Genomic DNA, 26,488 nt, shown 5'->3' with positions numbered 1-26,488 from the left:
CTCTACTAGAAACTAAGTACAGGCAAACCTTAGCTGACGAGTCAGGGAAGTAGGCCCTCACGCGCCTTCTCGACTCCGGCGAGCACCAGAATGAGCATCGTCAACATCGCCTCGTCGTCCAGACCGTTCGCGGGAAAGGTGTAGCGCAACAACACATCCGCGAGCTTGCCGTGGGTGTTGACCGAGATCGCGCCGAATTGCGAGTCCGCATTGCGGTCGGCAACTTTCTTGTGCAGAGCCGGCTTCAGCGGCCGGTCCCAAGCCAAGACCGCGGTGAGCGAGAGCACCTCGAGTTCGGGCGAGAGTCGAACGGCACGCAGCGAGCACAGAGCGCCCGCGTAGTCGAAACCGAGAGATCCCTCGTCGCCGAGTGTCACCGTCGCGAACTGCGAGAGCGCCAACTGGGCGCGGGCCTGCAACGAAAGCCCCTCGTCCGGCGTCCCGTTCGCGTCCTCACTCATACTTGACTCCACCGAATCGTCGGTCCCGCGAGGCGTATTCGATACACGCCTCCCACAGATCCCGACGGTCGAAATCCGGGAAGAGCTTCTTCTGGAACACGAACTCCGCGTACGCCGACTGCCACAGCAGGAAGTTCGACGTCCGCTGCTCCCCCGACGGACGCAGGAACAGATCCACGTCCGGCATGTCCGCCTCGTCGAGGTACTTGGCGACGGTGGCCTCGGTGATCTTCTCCGGGTTCAGCTTGCCCGCGGCCACCTGTCGAGCGATTTCCCTTGTGGCATCGGCAATCTCGGCTCGGCCGCCGTAGTTGACGCACATCGTCAAGGTCATCACGGTGTTACGTTTCGTCAACTCCTCGGCAACCTCGAGTTCCTTGATGACACTGCCCCACAACCTCGGGCGACGGCCGGCCCAGCGAACCCGGACGCCCATCTCGTTCATCTCGTCGCGTCGACGACGAATGACGTCCCGGTTGAAGCCCATCAGGAACTTGACCTCGTCGGGACTGCGCTTCCAGTTCTCCGTCGAGAATGCGTACGCGGACAACCACTGCACACCGATCTCGATGCAGCCACAGACGGCGTCCATCAGTACCGCTTCGCCCTGCTCGTGCCCTGCGGTTCGCGGCAATCCACGATCCTGTGCCCACCGACCGTTGCCGTCCATGACCAGAGCGACGTGACGAGGAATCAGTTCCGGCTGCAGGATCGGTGGCCGCGCACCCGAGGGGTGCGGGTCCGGCGGGCGCACCGCCGGCCGTTCGTCAGGCCGGGGTTGCGGCTCGCGTCGTCGAATCACGGTCCCCATCCTGCCCGACGGTGTCGGCGAACACGGAGTCAGGTTGGGCCAGCGGCACCTGGTGCGGGTGCGAGCGTTCGATGAGCGGAAGGGTGCGCAACTGTCGTTCGAGATGCCACTGCAGATGAGCCGCCACCAGGCCACTGGCCTGCTTGCGGACGGCATCGGAGGTGGTGACGGTGTAGTCCCACTCGCCTCGCTCGAGCGCAACCATCAGGTCGAGTACCCCGGTCGACGGCGTCGCCGAGCCCGGCGGTCGGCAATGCACGCACACCGCACCACCGGCAGCGACGTGGAACGCACGGTGCGGCCCCACCGCGGCGCACCGCGCGCAATCGGTCAGTGCGGGTGCCCATCCGGCGAAACCCATCGCGCGCAGCAGGTATGCGTCGAGCACCAACTCGGGCGGCCGCACGTGCTGCGCGAGGGCGCGCAGGGCACCGACAGTCAGCTGATGCAGCCGCTGCGCGGGCGCGTGTTCCTCACCGGCCAGCCGTTCGGCCGTTTCGAGAACCGCACAGCCGGTGGTGTAGCGGCCGTAGTCGGCGACGATGTCTCCACCGAACGCGTCGACGGTGTGCACCTGGGTGACGATGTCGAGGTTGCGTCCCGGATAGAGCAGGACGTCGATGTGCGCAAACGGTTCCAGCCGTGCACCGAACTTGGATTTGGTGCGGCGAACCCCTTTTGCGACGGCCCGCACGATGCCGTTCTCCCTGGTCAACAACGTGACGATACGGTCGGCCTCGCCCAGCTTGTGCTGGCGCAGGACGACTGCGTTGTCACGGTATGGCCTCACGTCGTCCAGTGTCCCACGCGCGCAGCGGCGGCGACCGTTCCCGCGCTGACGAGAAGTCGATACTGTGCAGGCGTGGATTTCCATCGGTCGACTCTCGTTGCCCAGGCCGCCGCTCTCGCGTCGGGTCGCATCACCTCGGTACAGGCGGTCACCGAATCGCTCGATCGGATCGACAAGAGCCAACCCACGCTCAACGCGTTCCGCCTCGTGCGCCGCGACGCCGCCCTCGCCGAGGCCGCCGAAGCGGACCGGCTGCGCGCCGCCGGCACCACCGCTCCCCTGCTCGGCGTTCCCGTTGCCGTCAAGGACGACGTCGACGTCACCGGGGAGCCGACCGCCTTCGGCTGCGCGGGCAACTTTCCACCGGCCACCACGGATTCGGAGGTGGTGCGCAGACTGCGTGCGGCCGGGGCCATCATCGTCGGAAAGACCAACAGCCCCGAACTCGGCCAATGGCCCTTCACCGGCGGCACCTTCGGGCACACCCGCAATCCATGGGACCGCGAGCGCACCCCCGGCGGCTCCTCGGGTGGGAGCTCTGCCGCAGTGGCTGCCGAATTGGTCTCTGCCGCTCTCGGTTCCGACGGTGCCGGCTCGGTGCGAATTCCGGCCTCCTGGACCAATCTCGTGGGGATCAAGCCGCAACGCGGACGCATCTCGTCGTGGCCGGAGCCCGAGGCGTTCAACGGCATCACCGTCATCGGCCCGCTCGCACGTACCGTGGCCGACGCGGCACTGCTCCTCGACGTGGTCTCGGGTAGTCACGACGGAGATCTCCATCGTCCGAAACCATTGACCGTCTCCGATGCCGTCGGACGCAACCCCGGCTCGCTGCGCATCGCGCTCAGCCTGCGTAAGCCCTTCATCCCGACGCCCGCACCCCTGGACCCCGAGATCGCGGCTGCCGCGTACGAGATGGCCGCGGTGCTGCGACTGCTCGGACATCGAGTGGTCGTCGACGACCCCGCCTACGGAATGCTGTTGGGGCTCAACTTCTTACCCCGCTCGCTGGCCGGTGTGGCGGCCTGGGTGAACCGTCTGCCGGATCCGTCTCTCGCCGACCCGAGGACCCGAGCCAATGCCAGGAGCGGCCGGGCTCTCGCCGGAGCGCCGCTCCGTGCAGCCCGCGCCGCCGAGCCGCGCATCGGGCGTCGTATCGGCCGATTCTTCGACGAGTACGACATCGTGCTCGCCCCGACGACGGCCACCCCACCGCCGCGGATCGAGGCCATCGACGGCATCTCCAATGCCGACACCGATCGGGTGATCACCGAGCACTGTCCCTACACCTGGCCGTGGAACGTGCTTGGCTGGCCGAGCGTCAACGTGCCGGCAGGGTTCACCACCGCCGGCCTTCCGATCGGCCTGCAACTGATGGGCCACGAATCCTCGGAGCCGCTACTGGTGTCGGTGGCCGCTCAGCTCGAGAACGTGTTGCAGTGGCACCGCAAGCGCCCCGATCCCTGGTGGACCAGGTGAGCGAAACTTCGTAGTCTGCTACGAATTGTCGTGCACGTGCGGCGAAGCCGCTCCGGTCAGAAGCCGAGCTTGCCCATCTGCTTCGGGTCGGTCTGCCAGTCCTTCGCGATTTTGACGTGCAGGTCCAGGTAGATCCTGGCGCCGAGTAGCTTCTCGATCTGCAGTCGCGACGCCGTGCCGACCTCTTTGAGTCGCGAACCACCCTTGCCGATGATGATCGCCTTCTGGCTCGATCGCTCCACGTACATGATGGCGTGCACGTCGAGCATGTTGTCGTGACCCTCGCGGGGGGTGACCTCGTCGATGACGACGGCCAGCGAGTGTGGCAGCTCGTCGCGGACGCCTTCGAGCGCGGCCTCACGGATGAGTTCGGCCATGAGGATTTCCTCGGGCTCGTCGGTGAGTTCTCCGTCGGGGTAGAACGCCGGGCCCTGCGGCAGTTCGGAGGCCAGCAGATCGACGAGCTTCTCGATCTGCTCGCCCGATTCGGCCGACACCGGGATTACGTGCGAATTCTCACCGAGCAGCTTCGACAGCGACATCAGCTGCTGTACGACGCGTTCCTTCTTGACCTTGTCGATCTTGGTCACGATGCCGATGAGCGTCGTCTTGGGCGCGATGTGCCGCACCTGTTCGAGAATCCACCGGTCGCCGGGCCCGATCTTCTCGTCCGCGGGGATGCAGAGTCCGATGACGTCGACCTCGGAGTAGGTGTCCTGCACCAGGTCGTTGAGGCGTTGACCAAGTAGCGTTCTCGGTCGGTGCAGGCCCGGCGTGTCGACCAGGATCAGCTGGGCGTGCTCTCGGTGCACGATGCCGCGGATGGTGTGCCGCGTCGTTTGGGGACGTGAGGACGTGATGGCGATCTTCGATCCCACCAACGCATTGGTCAGCGTGGATTTGCCGGTGTTGGGTCGACCTACGAAACAGACGAATCCGGATCGGAACTCACCGTTGTTCTGCTCTGACACAAGAGCACCTCCAGATTTCAGTGTTGGCGAGTGACGTCCGACGAGTCGTCGTCCTCGGTGGTTTCTTCGTCCGGTTCGAGCTTCTCGACCAGGACCGTGGCAATACGGACGCGCCCCTTCGGGTCGGCTCCACCTTCTCCGCGCAGCAGGAGTCCGTGGGTGATCACCTGCGAACCGGGCAACGGCACTCGGCCGAGTTCGTAGCCGAGGAGTCCACCGACGGTGTCGACTTCCTCGGATTCGATGTCGATACCGAAGATCTCGCCGAGGTCCTCGAGCGGCAACCGCGAGGACAGCCGATAACGTCCGTCGTCCAGTTCCTCGATGGGCGCAACCTCGTCGGAGTCGTATTCGTCGGCTATCTCGCCGACGATTTCCTCGATCACGTCCTCGATGGTCACCAGTCCGGCGATGCCTCCGTACTCGTCGACGAGCAGGGCCATGTGGTTGCGATCGCGCTGCATCTCGGCGAGCAGACTGTCGAGCGCCTTGGAGTCGGGAACGAAGACGGCCGGACGCATCACCTCGGACACCTGCACTCCGCGGCCACCGTCTGTGGAGTGATACGTCTGCTGCACAAGGTCTTTGAGGTAGACGACCCCCACCACGTCGTCCACGTTCTCGCCGATCACCGGGATGCGGGAGTGGCCGCTGCGCACGGCCAACGAAGTGGCCTGCCCTGCTGATTTGTCGGACTCGATCCACACCATCTCCGGGCGCGGAACCATGACCTCACGGGCCGAGGTGTCTCCGAGCTCGAACACCGACTGGATCATCCGCCGTTCGTCGTCGGCCACGACACCGCGCTCGCGGGCCATGTCCACCAGTTCACGCAGTTCGATCTCGGAAGCGAAGGGGCCGTTGCGAAATCCCTTACCGGGGGTGATCGCGTTACCGATGAGAATGAGCAGGCGGCTGATCGGCCCGAGGAGCCACCCGAGTGCACGCAGCGGCAGTGCGGCCGCCAACGCGATCGAGTATGCGTTCTGCCGACCGAGGGTTCGCGGACCGACACCGATCACGACGTAACTGACCAACACCATCGCCACCGCGCTGATCACCAGTGCCGTGGTGGAGTCGATCAACTGCGTCAGGCCACCCGCGAGCAACACCGTGCCGCCGATTTCGCACAGAATGCGCAGCAGCACCATCAGATTGACGTACCGCGGGCGGTCGCCGACCACCACGACGAGGCCGGCGGCACCGGGGCGCTCGTCCTTGACCATGTCGTCGATTCGCGCCCGCGACACCGTGTTCAGCGCGGAATCGACGGCAGCGAACAGGCCTCCGAGAGGCACCAGAAGGACAGCGAACACGATGAGCGCAGCAGCACTGCTCACGCGCTACGACCCCACACTTCCACCTGTTCGACGACGCAGCTCATCGATCGAGTCCATCGACGAAACCGGCCTTGCCGAGGAGCCGGGCATCGCGGACGGCCTGTTCGGCAGCCTCTTCCGCTCGCCTTGCGTCCTCGTACCATTCGGCCAGCAGACGGTTCTGCAGCTCGAACATTTCCTTCTCTTCGTCCGGCTCGGCGTGGTCGTAACCGAGCAGGTGCAACACACCGTGCACGGTCAGCAGCGCCAACTCGTGCTCGAGCGAATGTCCCGCAGCTGCAGCCTGATCCGCGGCGAACGACGGGCACAGCACGATGTCGCCGAGCATCGCCGGTCCTGGCTCGGGCGCATCGGGACGACCGCCCGGCTCGAGCTCGTCCATCGGAAACGACATCACGTCGGTGGGGCCGGGCAGATCCATCCACCGCATGTGCAGATCGGCCATCGTGGCCGAATCCACCAGCACCATCGACAGTTCCGCGGCGGGATGCACGTCCATGCCGGCGATCGCGAACCGTGCGACCGAGACCAGCTCGGGTTCGGAGATGTCCATCCCCGACTCGTTGGACACTTCGATACTCATCTAGCCACTACCCACGCTCTCGTTGCCTGCATCTGTCGTTCCGTACGCCTGAATCATCTTCTCGCCGAACGCGGTCCACCGGTCCGCCGTTGCGCCCGATTGGGAATGACGCCTTCCGACGTCGACTCGAACCGCTCGTACGCGTCGACGATCTCCGAAACCAATCGGTGCCGCACCACGTCGCTGCTGGTCAGCTGCGCGAAGTGGATGTCGTCGACGTCGGTGAGGATCTCGGACGCCGCGCGCAGCCCGGATCGCGCGCCACCGGGAAGGTCCACCTGGGTCACGTCGCCGGTGACGACGATCTTCGACCCGAATCCGAGTCGCGTCAGGAACATCTTCATCTGCTCGGCGGTGGTGTTCTGTGCCTCGTCGAGAATGATGAATGCGTCGTTGAGCGTGCGGCCGCGCATGTAGGCGAGCGGGGCGACTTCGATGACCCCCGCCTGCATCAGCTTGGGGATCGCTTCGTCGTCCATCATGTCGTGCAACGCATCGTGCAGCGGGCGCAGGTACGGGTCGATCTTCTCGTGCAGCGTTCCGGGCAGGAAGCCGAGGCGCTCCCCCGCCTCCACTGCAGGACGCGTCAGGATGATGCGGCTGACCTGCTTGGTCTGCAATGCCTGCACGGCCTTCGCCATCGCCAGGTACGTCTTGCCGGTACCGGCCGGGCCGATGCCGAACACGATGGTGTTGGCGTCGATCGCATCGACGTACCGCTTCTGGTTCAGCGTCTTGGGCCGGATCGTCTTGCCGCGGCGCGAGAGGATGTCGAGGCTGAGCACCTCGGCCGGTGAATCCGACACGCCCTCGGTGAGCATGGCGATCGATCGGCGCACCGCATCGGGAGTCAGTGGCTGAGCACGCTTGGCCAGCGCGGCCAACTCGGAGATCACCCGTTCGGCCAGCGCCACATCCGCCACTTTTCCGGTGAGCGTCACGGCGTTTCCTCGTACGTGGATGTCTGCCGTCAGCATCTGCTCGAGCGCCCGCAGATTCTCGTCGGACTGTCCCAGCAGTGGCATCACCGCTTCGGGGGCGAGTTCCAAGGTGGACCGAACGTCACGCTCGGCGGGAAATTCGCTGTGTTCACTCACGTGGTGGCTATGGCCTGCTCTCTGGTGTCGGCTGCTCGGATGTGCACTTGCTATGGATGGAGTTTAACGCCGCAGCAACGATGCGCATTCCCATTAACCGGCGGTGGCACCGAGCACGGCGTCGAGCGAGAGCGCCCAACACCGCGAATCGGGGTTCAGGAAAGCGAAGTGGTCTTCCCCAGGCACGATCGTCAGTCGGGCGTCGTCTCCGGCGGCTCGCGCCAGCGCGACGTACCGCTCGCTCTGCGCGGCGGGCACCTGGACGTCCTCGGCCCCGTGCAGGCAGATCGTCGGGATACCGATGGGTGCACGGGCAGCAGGCGAGGCGGATCGGTACGGCGCGGGGTCGTCCTGGTACCGGGCCTGCAACAGCGCCTCGACCGCCGGGTTGGTGCGTCCCGACGCACCTCGCGGTTCGAGATCGAGAACGCCGGCCTGCGAGACGATGCGTGATGGGCGGACCTTCGTGCCGGTCTCTCCGCCGAGCCACACGGCCAGGTGCCCGCCTGCGGAGTGCCCGATCACGCGCACGTCGTCGATCCCGACCGGGGCGTGGTGCTGCAGTTCCCCCGCGACCACGTCGAGTGCTGCGGTCACGTCGGACTGCATCTCCGGCCAGTGTCCGCCTGCGCCGACGCGTCGGTACTCGATGTTCCACGCCACCGCTCCGGCTCCGGCCACGGCGCGGGCGAACTGGGTACCCAGATTGGATCCGTACTGTCCGCTCCAGAACCCGCCGTGCACCACCACGACCACCGGGGTCGTGTCGTCGACGGGTTCGGCCGGCAGATAGAGATGGCCGAACTGCTCCGGGTGGTCGCCGTAGGCGATCTTGATCCGTGCGCTCATGCGTTCTGGAAGTCGGGCGGCAACTGTGCCCACCGCGAGGTCAGAACCCCGAGCGCGCCGAGGGCCACCGCTCCTGCCGTCGAGGTCCGCAGCACCGTAGGGCCGAGCACGACCGGGGTTGCACCCGCCTCGGTCAGGGCGGCCACCTCTCGGTCGTCGAGGCCACCCTCGGGTCCCACGACGATCGCGACCTCGGGCACCGAGTCGAACGGCAGGTCTCGGAACGCCGAGGTGGCCGCCTCGTGCAGCACCGCCACGATTCCACCGCGCTCCACGACGCCGCGCACGAAAGCGTCGACCTCACGCGAATCGTGCAGCTCGGAGACCTCGGGGATGAATGCCCGACGCGACTGCTTGGCGGCTTCCGCCGCGGTACTCCGCCACTTCGCGACGCCCTTGGATGCCTTCGGGCCCTCCCACCGGGCGACGCATCGCGCGGACTGCCAGGGAACCACGGCGTCGACGCCTGCCTCGGTGGCCAGCTCGACGGCCAGTTCCGATCGGTCCGCCTTCGGCAATGCCTGCACCAGCGTCACCACCGGAGTGGGACGCGGCATCTCGCTACGTGCTTGGACTGTCAGCTCCAGTCGGTTCTTCTCCGCTGCGGCCACGACCGTGTCGGCCAGACCGCCCGCTCCGTCACCGAGCAGCACCCGCTCGCCGACGCGGATGCGTCGCACCGTCGCGGCGTGATGACCTTCTTTGCCGTCGAGCACCGCGACCTCGCCGACGTTCGGCAGCGGGGAGAGGTAGAAGACCGTGGGGGCCATCGATCAGCGACCGCTGAAAGCTTCCCGCAACCGCGAGAACAGGCCACCGCTGTGCGCCGAGCCGGTCGTGACCACCTCCGCCGAGTCGCGGTCGCGCATCGACCTGAGCTGTTCGAGCAGATGGGTCTGCTTGCTGTCGAGCTTGGTCGGCACGATCACCTCGAGGTGCGCGTGCAGATCGCCGCGAATGCCCGACCGCAGCTTGGGCATACCGTGACCGCGTAGCACCGTGGTCGAATTCGGTTGTGTGCCTTGCTCGATCGAGATCTCGGTGGGTCCGTCGATGATCGCGTCGACGGTGACCGAGGTGCCGAGTGCCGCGTCGACCATCGGGACGCGGACGGTGCAGTGCAGGTCGTCACCGTCGCGCACGAACACCTCGTGCTGCTGTTCGACGATCTCCACGTACAGGTCACCAGCGGGTCCGCCGCCCGGACCGACCTCGCCCTGCGAGGCCAGTCGGATCCGCATGCCGTTGCTCACGCCGACCGGCACCTTGACCGAGATGTCGCGACGCGACCGGACGCGACCGTCGCCGCCGCACTTGCGGCAGGGGTCGGGGATCGTCTCGCCCGCGCCGCGGCAGGTGGGGCACGGACGGCTGGTCATCACCTGGCCGAGGAACGAGCGCTGTACCGACTGCACTTCACCGGCACCTCCGCAGGTTTCGCAGCGGACCGGCTTGGAGTCGCCGTTGGTGCCCGAGCCCGTGCACAGGTCGCACAGAATCGCCGTGTCGACGGTGATGTGCTTGGTCACGCCGGTGGCGCACTCGTCGAGAGTGAGCTTGGTACGCAGCAGCGAGTCCGCGCCCGGCTGCACACGGCCCTTGGGCCCGCGCTGGGAGCCGCCCGCGCCGCCACCGAAGAACGCTTCGAACACGTCCCCGAGGCCGCCGCCGAATCCGGCTCCACCGAATCCACCGCCACCGCCTCCGCCGCCCTGCTGGAGCGGGTCGCCGCCGAGGTCGACGATGCGACGCTTCTCCGGATCCGAGAGCACCTCGTATGCGGTGGAGATGTCCTTGAACCGTGCCTGAGCGGCCTCGTCCGGGTTGACGTCCGGGTGCAGTTCTCGCGCCAGTTTGCGGTAGGCGCGCTTGATCTCCTGGTCCGTCGCCTGCTGGCCGACGCCCAAAGTCCCGTAATAATCCCGTGCCACGTCGTCTCTTTCGTCCTAGAAGATGAATCTCGTTCGATAGTGCTGTGTGCGGCCGCCCGCGCCCCCGCGGCCGTCGTTCGATCGGTTCTCGCTCGTCGTCAGCGTTCGGCGAGGACCTCGCCGATGTACCTGGCAACCGCGGCGACCGACGCGATTGTTCCTGGGTAGTCCATTCGGGTCGGCCCGAGAACACCCATTCCTCCGAGGACCATGCCAGCCGACCCGTACCCGGTGGAAATCACCGACGTTCCGCGCATCTCCTCGACCTGCGTTTCCTCGCCGATCCGCACCGTGACCGTTCGGGTGTCCTGTGTCACGGCGAGCAGCTTGAGCACCACCACTTGCTCTTCCAGCGCCTCGAGTACCGCTCTGAGCGACCCGGGAAACCCCGCGTCGCCCGCGAAGTCCGCGGCGTTGCGCGTCAGGTTCGCCGTGCCGCCGAGTACCAGGCGTTCCTCGGGGTGCTCGACGAGTGATTCCACCAGCACCGTTGCCGATCGAATCATCGCGTCGCGCAGCGCGGGCGGGGCGTTCTCGGCGAGTTCGGCCACCGCAGCCGACGCCGCCGCCAGCCGCTTGCCTTCCAGCGCACCACCGAGGAGACGCCGCAGCTGAGCCAAGTTCTCGTCGTCGATCACGTCACCGAGTTCGACGATGCGCTGATCGACTCGACCGGAGTCGGTGATGAGCACCAGCAGCAGCCGGGCCGGGGTGAGCGCCACCACTTCCAGGTGGCGCACCGAGGACGCCGACAGCGTGGGGTACTGCACCACGGCCACCTGGCGGGTCAACTGGGCCAGTAATCGAACGCCGCGTCGCAACACGTCGTCCAGGTCGACGCCGTTCTCGAGAAACTCCAGGATGGCGCGACGTTCGGCAGCAGACAGTGGCTTGACGTCGGCTATCCGGTCGACGAACTGCCGATAGCCCTTGTCGGTCGGCACCCGACCGGAGCTGGTGTGCGGCTGGGCGATGTAGCCCTCGGCCTCGAGCACAGCCATGTCGTTGCGCACCGTTGCACTGGACACTCCCAGGTTGTGGCGCTCGACCAGCGCACGCGAACCGACGGGTTCCTGGGTGGACACGTAGTCCGCCACGATCGCTCGTAGAACCTCGAACCGCCTGTCGTCGGTGCTCGACATCGGTGCCCACCTCCGTTCTCGTTTCCAATCGTCGCTCGAGTCTAGTAGCCGGCGAACACATGCTCGTGCAAGGCCTTACTGTGGTCCGAGTGGAAACGTTCTTTCGATTCGGTCCAGCGGCTCGAGGCTCGCGATGATCTTCAAGGGTGTTCGTGACGGAAAGCCGTACCCCGAGCACGGCCTGTCCATCCGAGACTGGTCGAGAATCCCGCCGCGCCAGCTCCGCCTGGACGAGATCGTCACCACCACCAAGGTGCTCGAGCTGGACAGATTGCTGTCCGAGGACTCCACCTTCTACGGCGATCTGTTTCCCCACGCGGTGCAGTTCCGCGGCGTCATCTATCTCGAGGACGGCTTGCACCGCGCTGTGCGTGCGGCACTGAGAAATCGAACTGTGTTGCACGCCAGGGTGTTCGACTACGACGCCCTCGGAGCCTGAGCCAGGTTTTTCAGGCGGCTGCGATGGTGCGCACCACCGCGTCGGCCAGCAATCTGCCCCGGTCGGTCAGCACGAGATGGTCACCCCGGGCCACCATCAACCCGTCCGCGACGGTCTGCTCGGCAGCGACGCGCTCTGCCGGCCCCAGCAGGGTTCTCGGCACTCCCGAGCGGAGCCGCACGGTCAACATCAGCTCCTCGAGGTGTCGATCCTCGGCGCTGAGCAGTTCGCTGCCCAGCACCGGTAGGTGACCTGCGGCGAGGCGATCGGAGTATGCGGCCGGGTGCTTGACGTTCCAGAACCGGGTGCCGCCGATGTGACTGTGTGCACCGGGTCCCGCGCCCCACCAGTCGCCGCCGTCCCAGTAGCCGATGTTGTGGCGGCACTGCGCTGCGGCGTCGGTGGCCCAGTTCGACACCTCGTACCAGGACAGGCCTGCGGCGCTCAACTCCGTGTCGATGCGCTCGTATCGGCTCGCCAGTACGTCGTCGTCGGGGGCAGGCAGCTCACCTCGACGAACCTTGCGGGCCATGGCGGTGCCGTCCTCGACGATCAGCGCGTAGGCCGAGACGTGGTCGACACCGGCGTCGAGAACCGCGGCGAGAGACTGGTCCAGGTCACTGTCACGCTCGCCCGGGGTGCCGTAGATGAGGTCGAGATTGACGTGCTCGAATCCCGCCGCACGTGCTTCCTTGGCTGCGGCGACCGCGCGACCGGGCGTGTGCGTGCGATCGAGCACGGCGAGCACGTGTGGCGCAGCGGACTGCATTCCGAGCGAGATACGAGTGAAGCCCGCATCACGGAGCCGGTCGAAGAATCGAGGCGACGTCGATTCGGGGTTGGATTCCGTGGTCACCTCGCCGCCGTCGGTCAGGCCGAAGCTGGACCGCACCGCCCCCAGGACGTCGGCCAACCCGTCGCCCCCGAGCAATGACGGCGTGCCACCGCCGACGAAGACGGTGTCTGCCGTCGGAACGCGGCCCGTACCGGCCTGGATCAGCCCCGCAGCGATGTCCAACTCACGTCGCAGGCCCTCCAACCAGGACTGCGGTGACGCCGACGTTCCCAGTTCACCGGCCGTGTAGGTGTTGAAGTCGCAGTACCCACATCGGGTGGCGCAGAACGGGACGTGCACGTAGATCCCGAATGCGCGGTCCCCCACCCCGTCGAATGCCTCGGTCGGCAGCTCGAAGGTGGACGGGACGGGTAGGACGGTATTCACGCCCTCCAGTGTCCCAGAGTCCAGGCCCACCCGATCCCACTCGCCCTGCCAGCCTATTTACCCCGAAATCGGGGTAAATAGCTGCCGCCGTCGTCCGTCGCCGCGATGACGTGGCACAATGGCTCCCGTGACCGACTCAGGAATTCGACTCGTGGCGCGCCGCCACGTCGATCTCGGCCGTGTCTGCAGCGCGTCGTGTCGACACACGACGGGCTGCTGACCAGCCCTCCTTCGAGCACGTCCATTCGATCCACCGGTTTCCCGCTGTCGTCGAAAGCGCAGATGTCCGCGGTTTCGTCCCGGTTACCGGCCAGCACAAAGATGCAGGAGCAATGCATGTCGTCGACCAGCGACGCGACCACCGACGCTGTCCCCGCCACACCACGGGAGCGCACGCCGCGGCCGACCAAGCGTCGGGCCGAGGGCCAGTGGGCACTGGGTTACCGGGAGCCGCTGAACGCCAACGAGCAGTCCAAGAAGGACGACAACCCGCTCAACGTGCGTGCCCGCATCGAGAACATCTACTCCAAGCAGGGTTTCGACAGCATCGACAAGGGCGATCTTCGCGGCCGTTTCCGGTGGTGGGGCCTCTACACCCAGCGCGAACAGGGCTACGACGGCACGTTCACCGGTGACGACAACATCGATCTGCTCGAGGCCAAGTACTTCATGATGCGCATTCGCTGCGACGCGGGCGCGTTGAATCTCGAGCAGCTTCGCACACTGGCGCAGATCTCCCAGGACTTCGGCCGCGACACCGCCGACCTCTCCGATCGGGAGAACGTGCAGTTCCACTGGATCGAGGTGGAGAACGTCCCCGAGATCTGGCGTCGAATCGAAGCGGTCGGCCTGAAGACCACCGAAGCGTGCGGCGACTGCCCCCGTGTCGTTCTCGGCTCACCGCTCGCAGGCGAGGCCGTCGACGAGGTCCTCGACCCCACCTCCGCCATCGACGAGATCGTCGAGCGCTACATCGGCAATCCCGAGTACTCCAATCTGCCGCGTAAGTTCAAGACGGCGATCTCCGGCCTGCAGGACGTGGTGCACGAGATCAACGACTGCGCCTTCGTCGGCGTGGTGCATCCCGAGCACGGACCGGGTCTGGACCTGTGGGTCGGCGGCGGACTGTCCACCAACCCCATGCTCGCGCAGCGCGTCGGCGTCTGGGTCCCGATCGAGGACGTTCCCGATGTGTGGGAGGGCGTCGTCTCGATCTTCCGCGACTACGGATACCGCCGGCTTCGCACCAAGGCGCGCCTGAAGTTCCTCATCAAGGACTGGGGCATCGAGAAGTTCCGCCAGGTCCTCGAAGACGAGTACCTGCACCGCAAGCTCATCGACGGCCCGGCTCCCGAGAAGCCCGCTCGGCCCCGCGACCACGTCGGCATCCAGAAGCTCAAGAACGGCCTCAACGCCGTCGGCGTGGCACCCATCGCGGGCCGTGTCTCGGGCACTGTCCTCGCCGCCGTCGCCGACGCCGCCGAGAAGGCCGGATCGGATCGCGTGCGATTCACGCCGTACCAGAAGCTGATCGTGCTCGACGTTCCCGACGAGACGCTCGAACAGCTGATCTCCGATCTCGATGCGCTGGGCCTTCCCGCCCGGCCGTCGCACTGGCGCAAGAACCTGATGGCCTGCAGCGGCATCGAGTTCTGCAAGCTCTCGTTCGCCGAAACCCGCAAGCGTTCACAGGTTCTGGTGCCGGAGCTCGAAGAGCGCCTGTCCGATATCAACAGTCGACTCGACGTTCCGATCACGATCAACATCAACGGCTGCCCCAACTCGTGCGCGCGGTCGCAGATCGCGGACATCGGCTTCAAGGGGCAGTTGGTCGACGACGGAGCCGGGAATCAGATCGAGGGTTTCCAGGTTCATCTCGGAGGCAGCCTCGGTCTGGACAGTGCGTTCGGCCGAAAGTTGCGCCAGCACAAGGTGAACAGCTCCGAGCTGGGAGATTACATCGACAGAGTGGTGCGCAATTTCGACAAGCACCGCGAGGACGGCGAACGGTTCGCTCAGTGGGCCGTGCGAGCAGACGAGGCGGATTTGCGATGAGTACCAGGCTGAATTTGACGGTGGGGGAACTGAAGGACATCGCCGAGCGCGGTGCCCGCGAACTCGACGGGGCGAGCCCACTGGAGCTGCTGCAGTGGACCGAGGACACCTTCGGTAGCGACTTCATCGTTGCCTCCAACATGCAGGACGGGGTTCTCGTTCACCTCGCTGCACAGGTTCACCCGGGTGTGGACGTGCTGTTCCTCGACACCGGCTACCACTTCGCCGAGACCATCGGAACGCGCGACGCCGTCGAGGCCGTCTACGGCGTCAACGTCGTCAATGCCCGCGCCGAGAAGACTGTCGCCGAACAGGATTCGATCGAGGGCAAGGACCTGTTCGCCCGCGAGCCCAACCGGTGCTGCGCGATGCGCAAGGTCGCACCCTTGAAGAAGGAACTGGCGAACTACAGCGCCTGGGTCACCGGTATCCGGCGAGTGGAGGCCCCCACCCGTGCCAACGCTCCGCTGATCTCGTTCGACGACGCCTTCGGCCTGGTCAAGATCAACCCGATCGCACCATGGTCGGACGAGCAGATGCAGGCCTACATCGACGAGCATTCGATTCTGGTCAATCCCCTCGTCGACGAGGGCTATCCGTCCATCGGGTGCGCACCGTGCACCGTCAAACCTGCCCCCGGAGCCGACCCGCGCAGCGGTCGTTGGGCCGGCAAGGCCAAGACCGAATGTGGGTTGCACGCCTCATGACACTCGACCTCACCTCGGCAACCGTCGGTCGAACCCATCTCGATGCAGATCGGTTCGACACCCTCGACGCACTCGAATCCGAGGCCATCCACATCTTCCGCGAGGTGGCGGGCGAGTTCGAGCGCCCCGTCATCCTGTTCTCCGGCGGCAAGGACTCGACCGTTCTGCTGCACCTGGCGATCAAGGCGTTCTGGCCCGCTCCCCTGCCGTTCGCGCTGCTCCACGTCGACACCGGCCACAACCTGCAGGAGGTGCTGGACTTCCGCGATCACGTGGTCGCCAAGTACAACCTGCGCCTGCACGTGGCCAGCGTCGAGGAGTACCTCGCCGACGGACGCCTCACCGAGCGTCCCGACGGCATCCGCAACCCGCTGCAGACCGTGCCTCTTCTCGACGCGATCTCCGAGAACCGGTTCGATGCCGTGTTCGGTGGTGCTCGACGCGACGAGGAACGCGCCCGCGCCAAGGAACGAATCTTCTCGCTGCGCAACGCATTCGGCCAATGGGAGCCCAAGAAGCAGCGCCCCGAACTGTGGAACCTGTACAACGGCAAGCACTCTCCCGGCGAGCAGGTGCGTGTGTTCCCGCTCAGCAACTTCACCGAACTCGATATCTGGCGCTACATCGCCCGTGACGATGTGGAGTTGGCCAGCATCTACTACGCCCACCAGCGCCCGGTGTATCAGCGCGACGGCATGTGGATGACGCCCGGCGTCTGGGGCGGACCGGCCGAGGGCGAAGAGCTGCAGACCCTGTCGGTGCGCTACCGCACCGTCGGCGACGGATCCACCACCGGTGCCGTGCTGTCCGAGGCCGCCGACAACCAGGCAATCCTCGCCGAAGTAGCGGCGTCACGACTGACCGAACGCGGAGCCACCCGCGGAGACGACCGCGTCTCCGAGGCTGCCATGGAAGATCGCAAACGAGAAGGATACTTCTGATGAGCAGCACGGGAACGCAACTTCTTCGCCTCGCCACCGCAGGTAGCGTCGACGACGGTAAGTCGACCCTCGTCGGACGGCTGTTGTACGACACCAAATCCGTTCTGGCAGACCAGATCGATGCCGTCACACGGGCCTCGGTGGACAAGGGACTGGCGACACCGGACCTGTCGCTGCTCGTCGACGGCCTACGCGCCGAGCGCGAACAGGGCATCACCATCGACGTCGCCTACCGCTACTTCGCGACGCCGCACCGCTCCTTCGTGCTCGCCGATACCCCCGGCCACGTGCAGTACACCCGCAACACCGTCTCCGGCGCGTCGACGGCTCAGCTGGTCATCCTTCTGGTCGATGCCCGAAAGGGTGTCATCACCCAGACTCGTAGGCACGCAGCGGTTCTCGCCCTGCTCGGCGTTCCGCGCCTGGTGCTCGCGGTCAACAAGATCGATCTGGTCGAGGACCCGGCAACCGTGTTCGCCGAGATCTCGGCCGAGTTCAACTCGCTGACCTCCTCGCTCGGGTGGTCCAGCGAGGACGTCATCGAGATCCCGGTGTCCGCACTGCACGGCGACAACGTCGCGGTGAAGTCCGACAAGACCCCGTACTACGACGGTCCGACCCTCATCGAGCACCTCGAGTCGGTTCCGGTCGATGCCGAACCGCACCGGGTCGGTCTACGTTTCCCCGTGCAATACGTGATCCGGCCCCGCACCGCGGAATTCCCGGATTATCGCGGATACGCAGGGCAGGTCGCAGCGGGCTCCGTCGACGTCGGCGACGAGGTCGTCATCCTGCCCTCCGGCACCCGAACCACAGTCGAGCGCATCGACACCGCCGACGGCGAGTTGCGTACCGCTCATGCCGGACGCAGCGTCACCCTCGTCCTGGCCGACGACGTCGACGTCTCCCGCGGCGACACCATCGCCTCACCGCAGGATGCGCCCGAGCCGATCGGCGACTTCGAGGCCACTGTGTGCTGGCTCGCCGAGAAGCCGCTTCGCCCGGGTGCTCGTCTGTTGCTCAAGCACGGCACTCGCACCACCCAGGCCATCGTCGGAACACTGGTCGAACGGTTCGACGAGCAGGAGCTCATCGCTCACGAAGGACCGGAGTCGTTGGAGCTCAACGAGATCGGCCGCATCTCCGTGCGCGTCGCCGAGCCGATCGTGGCGGACGACTACGCCGTCAACAGGCACACGGGCAGCTTCCTGCTGATCGATCCGGCCGGTGGCAACACGTTGGCTGCCGGACTCGTGGGTAACGCTCTGGCTGCCGTCGAGCTGGGGTCGGCAGTTCCGGCGTGAGCGCACTGATCGCGGTTGCCCACGGCAGCCGTGACCCGCGCTCGAGCGCAGCGGTCCACCGCGCCGTCGACGTCCTGCGTCGGCGGCGACCGGACCTGGACGTGCGTGTCGCGTTTCTCGATCTTTCCGAGCCCCGCGTCGATCAAGTGGTCGACGACCTGGCCGCTGCCGGTCACAGCCGTATCGTCGCCGTTCCGATGTTGCTGGGCAAGGCTTTCCACGCGAAAGTCGATCTGCCCGAGCTGTTGGACTCAGCGAGGACGCGACACCCTCTCGTGTCGATCAGGCAGGCCGACGTTCTGGGAGACGACCGACTCCTCATCGAGGCGGTCCGTGATCGGATCGCCGATACCGGCGTCGAAGTCTCCGATTCGACGGTCGGCATCGCTCTGGCCGCCGTCGGCTCCTCGGTGGCACCGGCGAATCAACGCACCCGTGTGATCGCACAGAAGCTGCTCGCCGGAACGCACTGGGCCGGAGCCGTGACCTGCTTCGCCACGTCGGTCTCCCCGTCCCCCACCGACGCGATCGCACAGCTGCGCGCACTGGGAGCCGACCGCATCGTCGTGGCACCCTGGTTCCTGGCCCCGGGACTGCTCACCGACCGGATCGAAGCGTCGGTGGCAGGCCTACCGAACGTGGTGCACGCCGAGGTCATCGGCGCGCACCCGGCCGTGGCCGAACTGGCGTCGCGCCGCTACGACTCCACCGTCGCACGCGAGTCGGTGGCGTCGGCGATCGTGGGCACGCGGGTGGCTCGTACGTAGACGGTCTCGCCCTCGCGAAGGCCGAGAGCCTCGCTGTCTCCGCGAGTGATCTGGGCCGCGAACAGTTCACCGGTTGCCGCGTTCTTCAATTCGACCTTCACCTCGAAGCCGAGGTGCACCACCCGCTCGACGACGGCACGCGTCACACCGGCCGATTCGGCCGTCCCGCTCGCCTGAGCCTGCGCCAACGACGGGTCGCGTCCGACGCGAATGTCGTGCGGCCGCACCAGAAGTCCGTTCAGTCTGGCCACCTGACCGAGGAACGACATCACGAAGTTGTTGGCCGGGCGATCGTAGAGATCCTCCGGAGTGCCGACCTGTTCGATTCTGCCCTTGTTGAGCACCGCGATCCGATCGGCGACGTCGAGCGCCTCCTCCTGATCGTGGGTCACCAGCACGGTGGTGACGTGGACCTCGTCGTGCAGCCGACGCAGCCACGTCCGCAGATCGGCACGCACCTTCGCGTCGAGCGCGCCGAAGGGCTCGTCGAGCAGCAGCACCTGCGGGTCGACGGCGAGAGCGCGAGCCAGTGCCATGCGCTGGCGTTGTCCACCGGACAGCTGCGCCGGGTAGCGGGTCTGGAAACCGGCCAGCCCGACGATCTCGAGCAACTCGTCGACCTTTTTGGCGATCTCGGCCTTGGGCCGCTTGCGAATCTGAAGGCCGAACGCGACGTTGTCACGCACCGTCAGGTGTTTGAACGCCGCGTAGTGCTGGAAGACGAATCCGATCTCGCGGCGCTGCGGACTCACCCACGTCACATCCTGGCCTGCGAGCACCACTCGACCGGAGTCGAGCTGCTCGAGTCCGGCGATGGAGCGAAGCAGAGTGGACTTGCCCGAACCACTGGGGCCGAGCAGCGCCGTCAGCGACCCCTTGGGAATGTCGATGCTGACGTTGTCGAGCGCGGCGAAATCGCCGTAGTGCTTGTTGCCGCCAACGACGGAGATCTCGATCTCGGGGGATGCCTCGGTCATTGTTTCGTCCTCTTCTTGTCGAGGGCAGTCATCAACAGCAGCACGATGACGGCGATCGCCATGAGCAGTGTGGACGCGGCGTACGCGCCCTGTTGGTTGAAGTCCTCGTATCGTGAATTGACCAGCAGCGTCAGTGTTTGAGAGATGCCGGGCAGGTTGGTCGAGACCATGATGACGGCACCGAACTCGCCGAGCGAACGCGCGACGGTGAGTACGACACCGTAGGTCAGGCCCCACCGGATCGCCGGAAGAGTGATGCGCCAGAACGTCTGCCACGACGACGCACCCAGCGTCGAGGCGGCCTCTTCCTGCTCCTCACCGATTTCGTAGAGCACGGGTTCGACCTCGCGCACGACGAACGGAAGCGTGACGAAGATCGTCGCGATGACCATGCCTGGAAGTGCGAAGATGACCTTGAAGCCGAGGCTCTCGACGCCACCGAACCATCCGTTGGCTCCCCACAACAGGATCAGCGCAACGCCCGTGATGATCGGCGACACCGCGAACGGCAGATCGACGACGGCTTCGAGTACGCCCTTGCCGCGGAACCGTCCTCGCACGAGCGCCAATGCAGTGATGACGCCGAACACGATGTTGATCGGAACCACTATCGCGACGATGAGCAGAGACAACTGCAGGGCGGATTGAGCTGCGGGCGTGGTGATCTGCTCGAAGAACGTCACCACGCCGTTCTCGAAGGTGCGATAGAGAATTGCCCCGAGGGGGAACAGCACCAGAACGGCGAGGTAGAGCAGAGCCACGGTGCGCAGCGTCAATTTGATCGGCAGGCCGATTTTCACGAGATCTGCTCCTCACGTCGGGCCAGGCGATTGCCCACCACGCGAAGTACGAACAACACTGCGAACGCGATCGCCAACAGCACCACCGAGATCGCGGCGGCATCGGTGGGCCGGTCGTATTCGATGAGTTCGCGGATGTACTGCGACGCCACCTGCGTGTCGTTCGGGATGTTGCCTCCGATGAGCACCACCGATCCGAATTCGCCGATCGCGCGGGCGAACGCGAGACCTCCTCCCGACAGCACGGCGGGCAACAGCACCGGCAGCACGATGCGTCGGAAGATGGTCCAGTTGTTCGCACCCAGTGAGGCGGCCGCCTCCTCGACGTCCTTGTCCAGCTCGATCAGGACCGGTTGCACCGCACGCACCACGAACGGCAACGTGACGAACAGCAGCGCGACGATCACCGCGGGCTTGGTTGCGTTGAACACCAATCCGATCGGACTCGCCGGTCCGTAGAGAGACAGCAACACCAGGCTGGCCACGATGGTCGGCAGCGCGAACGGCAGATCGATCAGGGCGTTGACGAATCGCTTACCCGGGAATTCGTCCCGCACCAGGACCCACGCGATGAGGGTTCCCAGGAACAGATTGATCACCGCCGCCGCCACGGACACCAGGAGGGTGACCTTGAACGTGGCCAGTGCACGCGGCACGGTGACCGCATCCCAGAAGCCGGCCAGACCGCCGTCGAACGACTGAACCGTCAATGCTGCCAACGGAAGCAGCACGATCACGCTGAGCCACAACACGGCGACTCCGAGGCCGAACGGCCCCACCGATCCCGGACCCCTGAACTTTCGGCCTTCCCGCCCGGCACGAAACCGTGGTCTCGTGCCGGGCGAGACGGTCGAAGCCGCAGCTGCGGCTTCGGTGGTCGAAGATGACATCGATCGCTACCGAGTACTTTCCTGATAGATCGTCGTGATCGCACCGCTGTCACCGAACAGATCGGCATCCACCTGGGTCCAACCACCGAGATCATCGATGGTGTAGAGCTGTTCGGGGGTGAAGAACTTGTCGGAGTACTCCGACGCGATGTCGGGGTTCGTCGGTCGGAAGCCCGACTCCGCCCAGATCTTCTGCCCCTCGTCGGTGTAGATGAAATCGTTCAGCGCATTGGCGCGGTCGAGGTTGGCACTGCTGTTGATCACGGCCACTGGATTGTCGATACGGAACGTGACGGGAACGTCCACGTGCTCGACGTTCTGTCCCTGCTCCTCGATGAGCAGCGCCTCGTTTTCGTAGCTGAGCAACGCATCACCCTGGCCCTGCAGGAAGGCTTCGGTTGCGGCGCGGCCGGATTCGGGCTGAACGGGGAAGTGATCGGCGACGAGGGTGCGAACGAAATCGAGACCGGCCTGCCTGTCCTGGCCGCCGTTGCTCTTCGCCGCGTACGGGGCGAGCAGGTTCCACTTGGCCGAGCCCGAGCTGAGTGGGCTGGGGCTGATCACCTGAACGTCGGGCTTGATCAGATCGTCCCAGGTACGAATGTTCTTGGGGTTGCCCTCGCGCACGACGATGGTCACCACGGAGCCGAACGGCACTCCGCCGTAGGCATTCTGGTTCCAGTCCTCGTCGACCTTGCCCGCCTGCACCAGACGGGTGATGTCGGGTTCGACCGAGAAATTGACGATATCGGCGGGTGCGCCGTCGGCGACCTTGCGAGACTGATTACCCGATGCGCCGTAGTCGGCGTTGATCGCCGTGCCCTCGCCGTCCTCGGTGGCTGCGAACGCCGGACCGATTGCGTCCCAACCGTTCTTGGGTACGGCGTACCCTACGAGAGTCAATGCGGGACCGCTGGCGGTGTCCGGCTCACCGCCGACGACGTCACTCGATCCACCCCCGCATGCAGTGAGGAGAAGGGTTCCCACGGCCGCGAAGGTGGTCAGTAGGTAGCGAGAGTTGTGCCTCATCGAGAGAGGACCTTTCGTGATGATGTGCAGTGAATGCGAGCTGGGCAGAAGTCGACATGGCCGAAGTCGAACCGGAGCACCACCGTGTCCGCGTGCCATCGCGAGATCACCGTGAACCACAGAGGGTTCGCCACGAACCCGACCGCGAGATGCAGGCGCGCGGGCAACGGATCGACGGAACCGATTCGACGAAGGAAGAAATCAACAACAGTCGATATCGGCGACTGCCAGGATGCCGACAGCAATCAACGCCAACTGATGGCGGACGCGGTACTCGGCGGCAGAAGACACGGTCAGGAATCTAGCAGAGGATCCGGACCGACTCTAATCGGCTAGCGAGTCAGCAACCAGGCGATGACAACCAGCACCAGGAGCGCGATGAGCGCCAACGTGACCCGAGACCGAGGCATTACTGTCCATCCTTCGTCGTAGTGGTGGTCGCACCCGTCAGCTCCGCGTCGCGAGCAGCCCGTGCATCACGCCCGAGCAGGTGCAGAACCACCGCGAGCACGCGATCGAAGACACGTGCCAGCAGGAACGCGGTAGGCACGATGACCAGCAGCACGACTATCGACTGTGGCACGAACGGCAAACCCGTCACCCACAGTTCGACGCCGTCCCACCAGCGTGCGATCGATTCCACCCTCGCAGCTTAAACCAGCTCGTTCCGCTCTCACGCCACGCCGACCGACGACCAGCAGTGGACGCATGCCGTGGATCGGTCGATGATTACGCCATGACGGCATACGAAGATGTTTCGCCAGTGCCCCCGGTGGCCGACGAGCCCGCCATGGGGTCGGGGCATCCAGGTCTGGGCGGGGTCGAAGTTCAGGGAGCGTTGGGCAGCACCGACGCACCGGTGTCCACCCTGACGTCCTATCGCAGTGCCTTTCCGCCGATCGACGACTACGCGTTTCTCTCGGACTGCGAGACGACCTGTCTGATCGCTCGCAACGGATCGGTCGAGTGGATGTGCGTGCCTCGCCCTGACTCCCCCAGTATCTTCGGCGCGGTCCTCGATCGCAGCGCGGGACACTTCCGGGTCGGGCCGTACGGTCAATCGGTGCCCGCAGCGCGGCGATACCTGCCCGGTGGCCTGATCGTCGAGACGACGTGGCAGACCGAAACCGGCTGGCTCGTGGTGCGCGATGCACTCGTCATGGGACCGTGGCACAACACCGACCAGCGCTCTCGTACTCACAAGCGCGCACCGAGCGACTGGGACGCCGAACACATCCTGCTGCGCACCATCAAGTGCGTCAGCGGAACGGTCGAACTCGAGATGAGCTGCGAGCCGGCCTTCGACTACCACCGCGCGCCCGCGAAGTGGGAGTACACCGGCAAGGTGTACGAGGAAACCACCGCCACCTGCGAGGCCAGCGCGGGCGGTGATCAGCCCACGTTGAAGCTGACCACCAACCTCCGCATCGGCATCGAAGGACGCGAAGCCCGCGCCCGCACCCGAATGACCGAGGGCGACAACGTCTTCGTTGCTCTCTCGTGGTCGGATCTGCCTGCGCCGCAGACGTTCGACGAAGCCGCGGACAAGATGTGGCGCACCTCCGAATGCTGGCGGCAGTGGATCACGATCGGCCGATTCCCCGATCACCCGTGGCGAGGCTACCTGCAGCGCAGCGCCCTGACACTCAAGGGTCTGACCTACGCCCCCACCGGTGCCCTGCTGGCTGCGTCGACCACGTCGCTTCCGGAAACCCCTGGTGGAGAACGTAACTGGGACTATCGCTACACCTGGGTGCGTGATTCGACGTTCGCGCTGTGGGGCCTGTACACACTCGGACTCGACCGCGAGGCCAACGACTTCTTCGCGTTCATGTCCGACGTGGCGACAACGGCGAACGGCGAGGTCAATCCCCTCCAGGTCATGTACGGCATCGGTGGCGAGAAAACGCTCGACGAGAGCGAGCTGCCGCACCTGTCCGGATACGACGGCGCACGTCCGGTACGTATCGGCAACGGAGCCTACGACCAGGAGCAGCACGACATCTGGGGCACGATGCTCGATTCGGTGTACCTGCATGTCAAGTCGCGCGAGCACGTCCCCGAATTCCTGTGGCCCCTGCTCAGGCGGCAGGTGGAGGAGGCGATCGCCAACTGGCGCAAGCCCGATCGCGGCATCTGGGAGGTGCGCGGTGAACCCCAGCACTTCACCTCGTCGAAGCTCATGTGCTGGGTTGCGCTCGACCGAGGTGCCAAGCTCGCCGACATCCACGGCGAGACGGAGTATTCGGCCAAGTGGAACGAGATCGCCGACGAGATCAAGGCGGACATTCTCGAGAACGGCACCGACTCTCGGGGTGTTCTCACTCAGCGCTACGGTGACCCGTCGCTGGATGCGTCACTGCTGCTGGCACCGCTGCTTCGGTTCCTGCCTGCCGAGGACGAACGCATTCGTGCGACGGTGCTGGCCATCGCCGACGAGTTGACCGAGGACGGCCTGGTCCTGCGCTACCGAACCGACACCACCGACGACGGTCTGGCGGGCGAGGAAGGGACGTTCACGATCTGCTCCTTCTGGCTCGTGTCGGCGCTGGTCGAGATCGGCGAACTTCCTCGCGCCAAGCACCTCTGCGAGCGTCTGCTCGGGTATGCGAGCCCACTCAAGCTCTACGCCGAGGAGATCGACCATCGCACCGGCCGTCATCTCGGCAACTTCCCGCAGGCGTTCACCCATCTCGCGTTGATCAACGCGGTGGTGCACGTCATCCGCGCCGAGGAAGCTCAGGTGGCAGGGCACTTCCAGCCCGCCCACTCCAACCCCTGAGTGGGAGGGCTCAGCGGCCGAGTTGCCTCGCCCATTCGGCGATCAGCTCGGCCGCGGGCTTCGCCTGTGCCCGGCGAAAACCGGTGCCGGCCCACATCGAGAGTCCGGACGGATCACCCGCAGCCGCGGCCTTCGCCCGCATCGGCGCGGTCAGGTAGTGCAGATCGGGATACGCCAGTGGTGCGGCCTCGGAGTTCTCGCGCATGAACTCGTTCACCAACCCCCGCGCAGGTCGGCCGGAGAACGCTCTGGTCACTGCAGTGTCGGAAGCGACCGTCAGTTGCTGTCGATGCACCGGCTTGGTGCCGGCCTCGGGTGTGTTCAGAAACGCGGTTCCGAGCTGCGCGGCATGTGCGGCACCCGAATCGAGCAGTGGCGCAATGTCGTTGCCGTCCATCAGTCCGCCGGCGGCGATTCGCGGTAGATCGGATATCTCACGCACCGCGGTCAGCAGTTCGGTCAGCGGCTCGTCGGGGGCCGAGCCGTCGAAGGTGCCGCGATGCCCGCCCGCTTCGGGTCCCTGCACCACGAGAGCGTCCACACCGTTGGCGGTGGCCACCGATGCGTCCGACGGGGTGGCGACGGTGGCCCACACCTCCGTTCCTACGGCGTGCAGTTGCGCGACTTCGTCCGCGTCGAACGTCGCGAACGTGCTCGACACCAGCGGTACCGGGTGCGCGAGCAACCAGGCGAACTTCTCGGCGTAGAAGTCGTCGCGTCGGACCAGCTCTCCCGGCTCCGCGTCGAAACGCTCGAACCAGGACGCGAGGTGCTCGGCGTAGGACTTCACGTCCGCACCCGATGGCTCCTCGGGCAGGAAGAGATTGACTCCGAACAGCAGATCGCGGACCGAATCGATCTGCGCCGCAAAGGCGTCGGGCGTCAGCAACGCACCGGCGATCATGCCGAGCCCACCCGCCTCCGAGACTGCACGGGCGAGTTCGGGAGTACTCGGGCCGCCTGCCATCGGCGCACCGACGACGGGAACACGTAGCTGCTTCAGAATCGGGGTCGTCACAGTTTCGAAATGTACTCGCGCGCCGTTCGTGACCGGATTGGGTGGGGACCGCGCGTCCCTGCTGACAACTGCGCGCCCCTGCTCCGAGGTGAGCGGGGGCGCG

General features: G+C 65.8%; 27 protein-coding genes. 8 read left to right on the top strand and 19 right to left on the bottom strand.

Annotated elements, in window-relative coordinates:
- Nucleotides 1-41: 41 nt before the first annotated feature.
- Genes CH296_RS20000 through recO form a run of 3 tightly spaced genes read right to left on the bottom strand, consistent with a single transcriptional unit; the run spans nucleotide 42 to nucleotide 2,062 of the window.
- Nucleotides 42-461: a hypothetical protein gene (locus CH296_RS20000; RefSeq protein ID WP_045194679.1), complete on the bottom strand. Its 420-nt coding sequence runs from the start codon at nucleotides 459-461 to the stop codon at nucleotides 42-44.
- Nucleotides 454-1,272 (bottom strand): isoprenyl transferase, encoded by an 819-nt coding sequence (locus CH296_RS19995; RefSeq protein WP_045194677.1) that lies wholly within the window; start codon nucleotides 1,270-1,272, stop codon nucleotides 454-456. The genes CH296_RS20000 and CH296_RS19995 overlap by 8 nt, the downstream gene beginning before the upstream one ends.
- Nucleotides 1,229-2,062, bottom strand: coding sequence for a DNA repair protein RecO (gene recO, locus CH296_RS19990; protein ID WP_008715506.1), 834 nt, complete (start codon nucleotides 2,060-2,062; stop codon nucleotides 1,229-1,231). The genes CH296_RS19995 and recO overlap by 44 nt, the downstream gene beginning before the upstream one ends.
- A 72-nt stretch (nucleotides 2,063-2,134) precedes the next feature.
- Between recO and CH296_RS19985 the strand changes: the two genes are divergently transcribed.
- A complete protein-coding gene (locus CH296_RS19985) occupies nucleotides 2,135-3,541 on the top strand; it encodes an amidase (RefSeq protein ID WP_094685613.1) in 1,407 nt (468 codons plus the stop codon).
- 56 nt (nucleotides 3,542-3,597) lie between these two features.
- On the opposite strand, the gene era is transcribed toward CH296_RS19985, so the two are convergent.
- The 8 genes from era to hrcA all read right to left on the bottom strand — a co-directional run bounded on the left by era (nucleotide 3,598) and on the right by hrcA (nucleotide 11,454).
- Nucleotides 3,598-4,512 (bottom strand): GTPase Era, encoded by a 915-nt coding sequence (gene era, locus CH296_RS19980; RefSeq protein ID WP_094685591.1) that lies wholly within the window; start codon nucleotides 4,510-4,512, stop codon nucleotides 3,598-3,600.
- Between the two features lie 17 nt (nucleotides 4,513-4,529).
- Nucleotides 4,530-5,852 carry a hemolysin family protein gene (locus CH296_RS19975; protein WP_032394542.1) on the bottom strand — a complete coding sequence of 441 codons (1,323 nt, stop codon included), beginning with the start codon at nucleotides 5,850-5,852 and terminating at the stop codon, nucleotides 4,530-4,532.
- Nucleotides 5,853-5,892: 40 nt separating this feature from the next.
- The gene (gene ybeY, locus CH296_RS19970) at nucleotides 5,893-6,435 is read right to left on the bottom strand and encodes an rRNA maturation RNase YbeY (protein ID WP_094685590.1); all 543 of its coding nucleotides are present in this window, start codon (nucleotides 6,433-6,435) and stop codon (nucleotides 5,893-5,895) included.
- A 53-nt stretch (nucleotides 6,436-6,488) separates the two neighbouring features.
- Nucleotides 6,489-7,532 (bottom strand): PhoH family protein, encoded by a 1,044-nt coding sequence (locus tag CH296_RS19965; RefSeq protein ID WP_032394544.1) that lies wholly within the window; start codon nucleotides 7,530-7,532, stop codon nucleotides 6,489-6,491.
- A 93-nt stretch (nucleotides 7,533-7,625) separates the two neighbouring features.
- Nucleotides 7,626-8,381 (bottom strand): S9 family peptidase, encoded by a 756-nt coding sequence (locus CH296_RS19960; protein ID WP_094647577.1) that lies wholly within the window; start codon nucleotides 8,379-8,381, stop codon nucleotides 7,626-7,628.
- Nucleotides 8,378-9,151, bottom strand: a complete 774-nt coding sequence (locus CH296_RS19955) for a 16S rRNA (uracil(1498)-N(3))-methyltransferase (RefSeq protein ID WP_094682546.1) — start codon at nucleotides 9,149-9,151, stop codon at nucleotides 8,378-8,380. Before CH296_RS19955 ends, CH296_RS19960 begins: the two co-directional genes overlap by 4 nt.
- 3 nt (nucleotides 9,152-9,154) lie before the next feature.
- On the bottom strand, nucleotides 9,155-10,312 hold the full coding sequence (gene dnaJ, locus CH296_RS19950; RefSeq protein WP_032394547.1) for a molecular chaperone DnaJ: 1,158 nt from the start codon (nucleotides 10,310-10,312) through the stop codon (nucleotides 9,155-9,157).
- 98 nt (nucleotides 10,313-10,410) lie between these two features.
- On the bottom strand, nucleotides 10,411-11,454 hold the full coding sequence (hrcA, locus tag CH296_RS19945; RefSeq protein ID WP_027497502.1) for a heat-inducible transcriptional repressor HrcA: 1,044 nt from the start codon (nucleotides 11,452-11,454) through the stop codon (nucleotides 10,411-10,413).
- Between the two features lie 133 nt (nucleotides 11,455-11,587).
- On the opposite strand from hrcA, the gene CH296_RS19940 reads away from it, so the two are divergent.
- Nucleotides 11,588-11,893, top strand: a complete 306-nt coding sequence (locus tag CH296_RS19940; protein WP_008715485.1) for a type II toxin-antitoxin system VapB family antitoxin — start codon at nucleotides 11,588-11,590, stop codon at nucleotides 11,891-11,893.
- Nucleotides 11,894-11,903: 10 nt separating this feature from the next.
- Here the strand turns inward: CH296_RS19940 and hemW are convergent, their stop codons facing one another.
- On the bottom strand, nucleotides 11,904-13,115 hold the full coding sequence (gene hemW, locus CH296_RS19935) for a radical SAM family heme chaperone HemW (protein WP_094685589.1): 1,212 nt from the start codon (nucleotides 13,113-13,115) through the stop codon (nucleotides 11,904-11,906).
- 336 nt (nucleotides 13,116-13,451) lie between these two features.
- Between hemW and CH296_RS19930 the strand changes: the two genes are divergently transcribed.
- Genes CH296_RS19930 through CH296_RS19910 form a run of 5 tightly spaced genes read left to right on the top strand, consistent with a single transcriptional unit; the run spans nucleotide 13,452 to nucleotide 18,889 of the window.
- Nucleotides 13,452-15,170: a nitrite/sulfite reductase gene (locus CH296_RS19930; RefSeq protein WP_094685612.1), complete on the top strand. Its 1,719-nt coding sequence runs from the start codon at nucleotides 13,452-13,454 to the stop codon at nucleotides 15,168-15,170.
- Nucleotides 15,167-15,877, top strand: coding sequence for a phosphoadenylyl-sulfate reductase (locus CH296_RS19925; protein ID WP_094685611.1), 711 nt, complete (start codon nucleotides 15,167-15,169; stop codon nucleotides 15,875-15,877). Before CH296_RS19930 ends, CH296_RS19925 begins: the two co-directional genes overlap by 4 nt.
- On the top strand, nucleotides 15,874-16,818 hold the full coding sequence (gene cysD, locus CH296_RS19920; RefSeq protein ID WP_032394549.1) for a sulfate adenylyltransferase subunit CysD: 945 nt from the start codon (nucleotides 15,874-15,876) through the stop codon (nucleotides 16,816-16,818). Before CH296_RS19925 ends, cysD begins: the two co-directional genes overlap by 4 nt.
- Nucleotides 16,818-18,122 (top strand): sulfate adenylyltransferase subunit 1, encoded by a 1,305-nt coding sequence (locus tag CH296_RS19915; protein ID WP_045194662.1) that lies wholly within the window; start codon nucleotides 16,818-16,820, stop codon nucleotides 18,120-18,122. Before cysD ends, CH296_RS19915 begins: the two co-directional genes overlap by 1 nt.
- Complete coding sequence (locus CH296_RS19910) at nucleotides 18,119-18,889, top strand: sirohydrochlorin chelatase (RefSeq protein WP_094682549.1); 771 nt, start codon at nucleotides 18,119-18,121, stop codon at nucleotides 18,887-18,889. Before CH296_RS19915 ends, CH296_RS19910 begins: the two co-directional genes overlap by 4 nt.
- On the opposite strand, the gene CH296_RS19905 is transcribed toward CH296_RS19910, so the two are convergent.
- The 6 genes from CH296_RS19905 to CH296_RS19880 form a co-directional block, all read right to left on the bottom strand.
- Nucleotides 18,820-19,866, bottom strand: coding sequence for a sulfate/molybdate ABC transporter ATP-binding protein (locus tag CH296_RS19905; RefSeq protein ID WP_094647570.1), 1,047 nt, complete (start codon nucleotides 19,864-19,866; stop codon nucleotides 18,820-18,822). The two genes, CH296_RS19910 and CH296_RS19905, sit on opposite strands and share 70 nt — an antisense overlap.
- On the bottom strand, nucleotides 19,863-20,666 hold the full coding sequence (cysW, locus tag CH296_RS19900; RefSeq protein WP_032394553.1) for a sulfate ABC transporter permease subunit CysW: 804 nt from the start codon (nucleotides 20,664-20,666) through the stop codon (nucleotides 19,863-19,865). The genes CH296_RS19905 and cysW overlap by 4 nt, the downstream gene beginning before the upstream one ends.
- The gene (gene cysT / locus CH296_RS19895; protein WP_256980513.1) at nucleotides 20,663-21,556 is read right to left on the bottom strand and encodes a sulfate ABC transporter permease subunit CysT; all 894 of its coding nucleotides are present in this window, start codon (nucleotides 21,554-21,556) and stop codon (nucleotides 20,663-20,665) included. Before cysT ends, cysW begins: the two co-directional genes overlap by 4 nt.
- 6 nt (nucleotides 21,557-21,562) lie before the next feature.
- Nucleotides 21,563-22,585 carry a sulfate ABC transporter substrate-binding protein gene (locus CH296_RS19890; protein ID WP_032394555.1) on the bottom strand — a complete coding sequence of 341 codons (1,023 nt, stop codon included), beginning with the start codon at nucleotides 22,583-22,585 and terminating at the stop codon, nucleotides 21,563-21,565.
- Nucleotides 22,586-22,786: 201 nt separating this feature from the next.
- The gene (locus tag CH296_RS29895; RefSeq protein ID WP_327205197.1) at nucleotides 22,787-22,876 is read right to left on the bottom strand and encodes an Ms4533A family Cys-rich leader peptide; all 90 of its coding nucleotides are present in this window, start codon (nucleotides 22,874-22,876) and stop codon (nucleotides 22,787-22,789) included.
- A 118-nt stretch (nucleotides 22,877-22,994) separates the two neighbouring features.
- Nucleotides 22,995-23,228, bottom strand: a complete 234-nt coding sequence (locus CH296_RS19880) for a hypothetical protein (protein WP_045194654.1) — start codon at nucleotides 23,226-23,228, stop codon at nucleotides 22,995-22,997.
- 147 nt (nucleotides 23,229-23,375) lie between these two features.
- On the opposite strand from CH296_RS19880, the gene CH296_RS19875 reads away from it, so the two are divergent.
- Complete coding sequence (locus CH296_RS19875; protein WP_373453500.1) at nucleotides 23,376-25,367, top strand: glycoside hydrolase family 15 protein; 1,992 nt, start codon at nucleotides 23,376-23,378, stop codon at nucleotides 25,365-25,367.
- A 10-nt stretch (nucleotides 25,368-25,377) separates the two neighbouring features.
- Here CH296_RS19875 and CH296_RS19870 read toward each other — a convergent pair whose 3' ends face one another.
- On the bottom strand, nucleotides 25,378-26,385 hold the full coding sequence (locus tag CH296_RS19870; protein WP_094685588.1) for a nitronate monooxygenase: 1,008 nt from the start codon (nucleotides 26,383-26,385) through the stop codon (nucleotides 25,378-25,380).
- Between the last annotated feature and the right edge of the window lie 103 nt (nucleotides 26,386-26,488).

This window comes from Rhodococcus sp. 14-2496-1d (assembly GCF_002259365.1).
In the GTDB taxonomy this organism is placed as follows: Bacteria; Actinomycetota; Actinomycetes; order Mycobacteriales; family Mycobacteriaceae; genus Rhodococcoides.
Note: the sequence above shows the minus strand (reverse complement) of the source record. Positions and strands in the feature narration are given on the sequence as shown.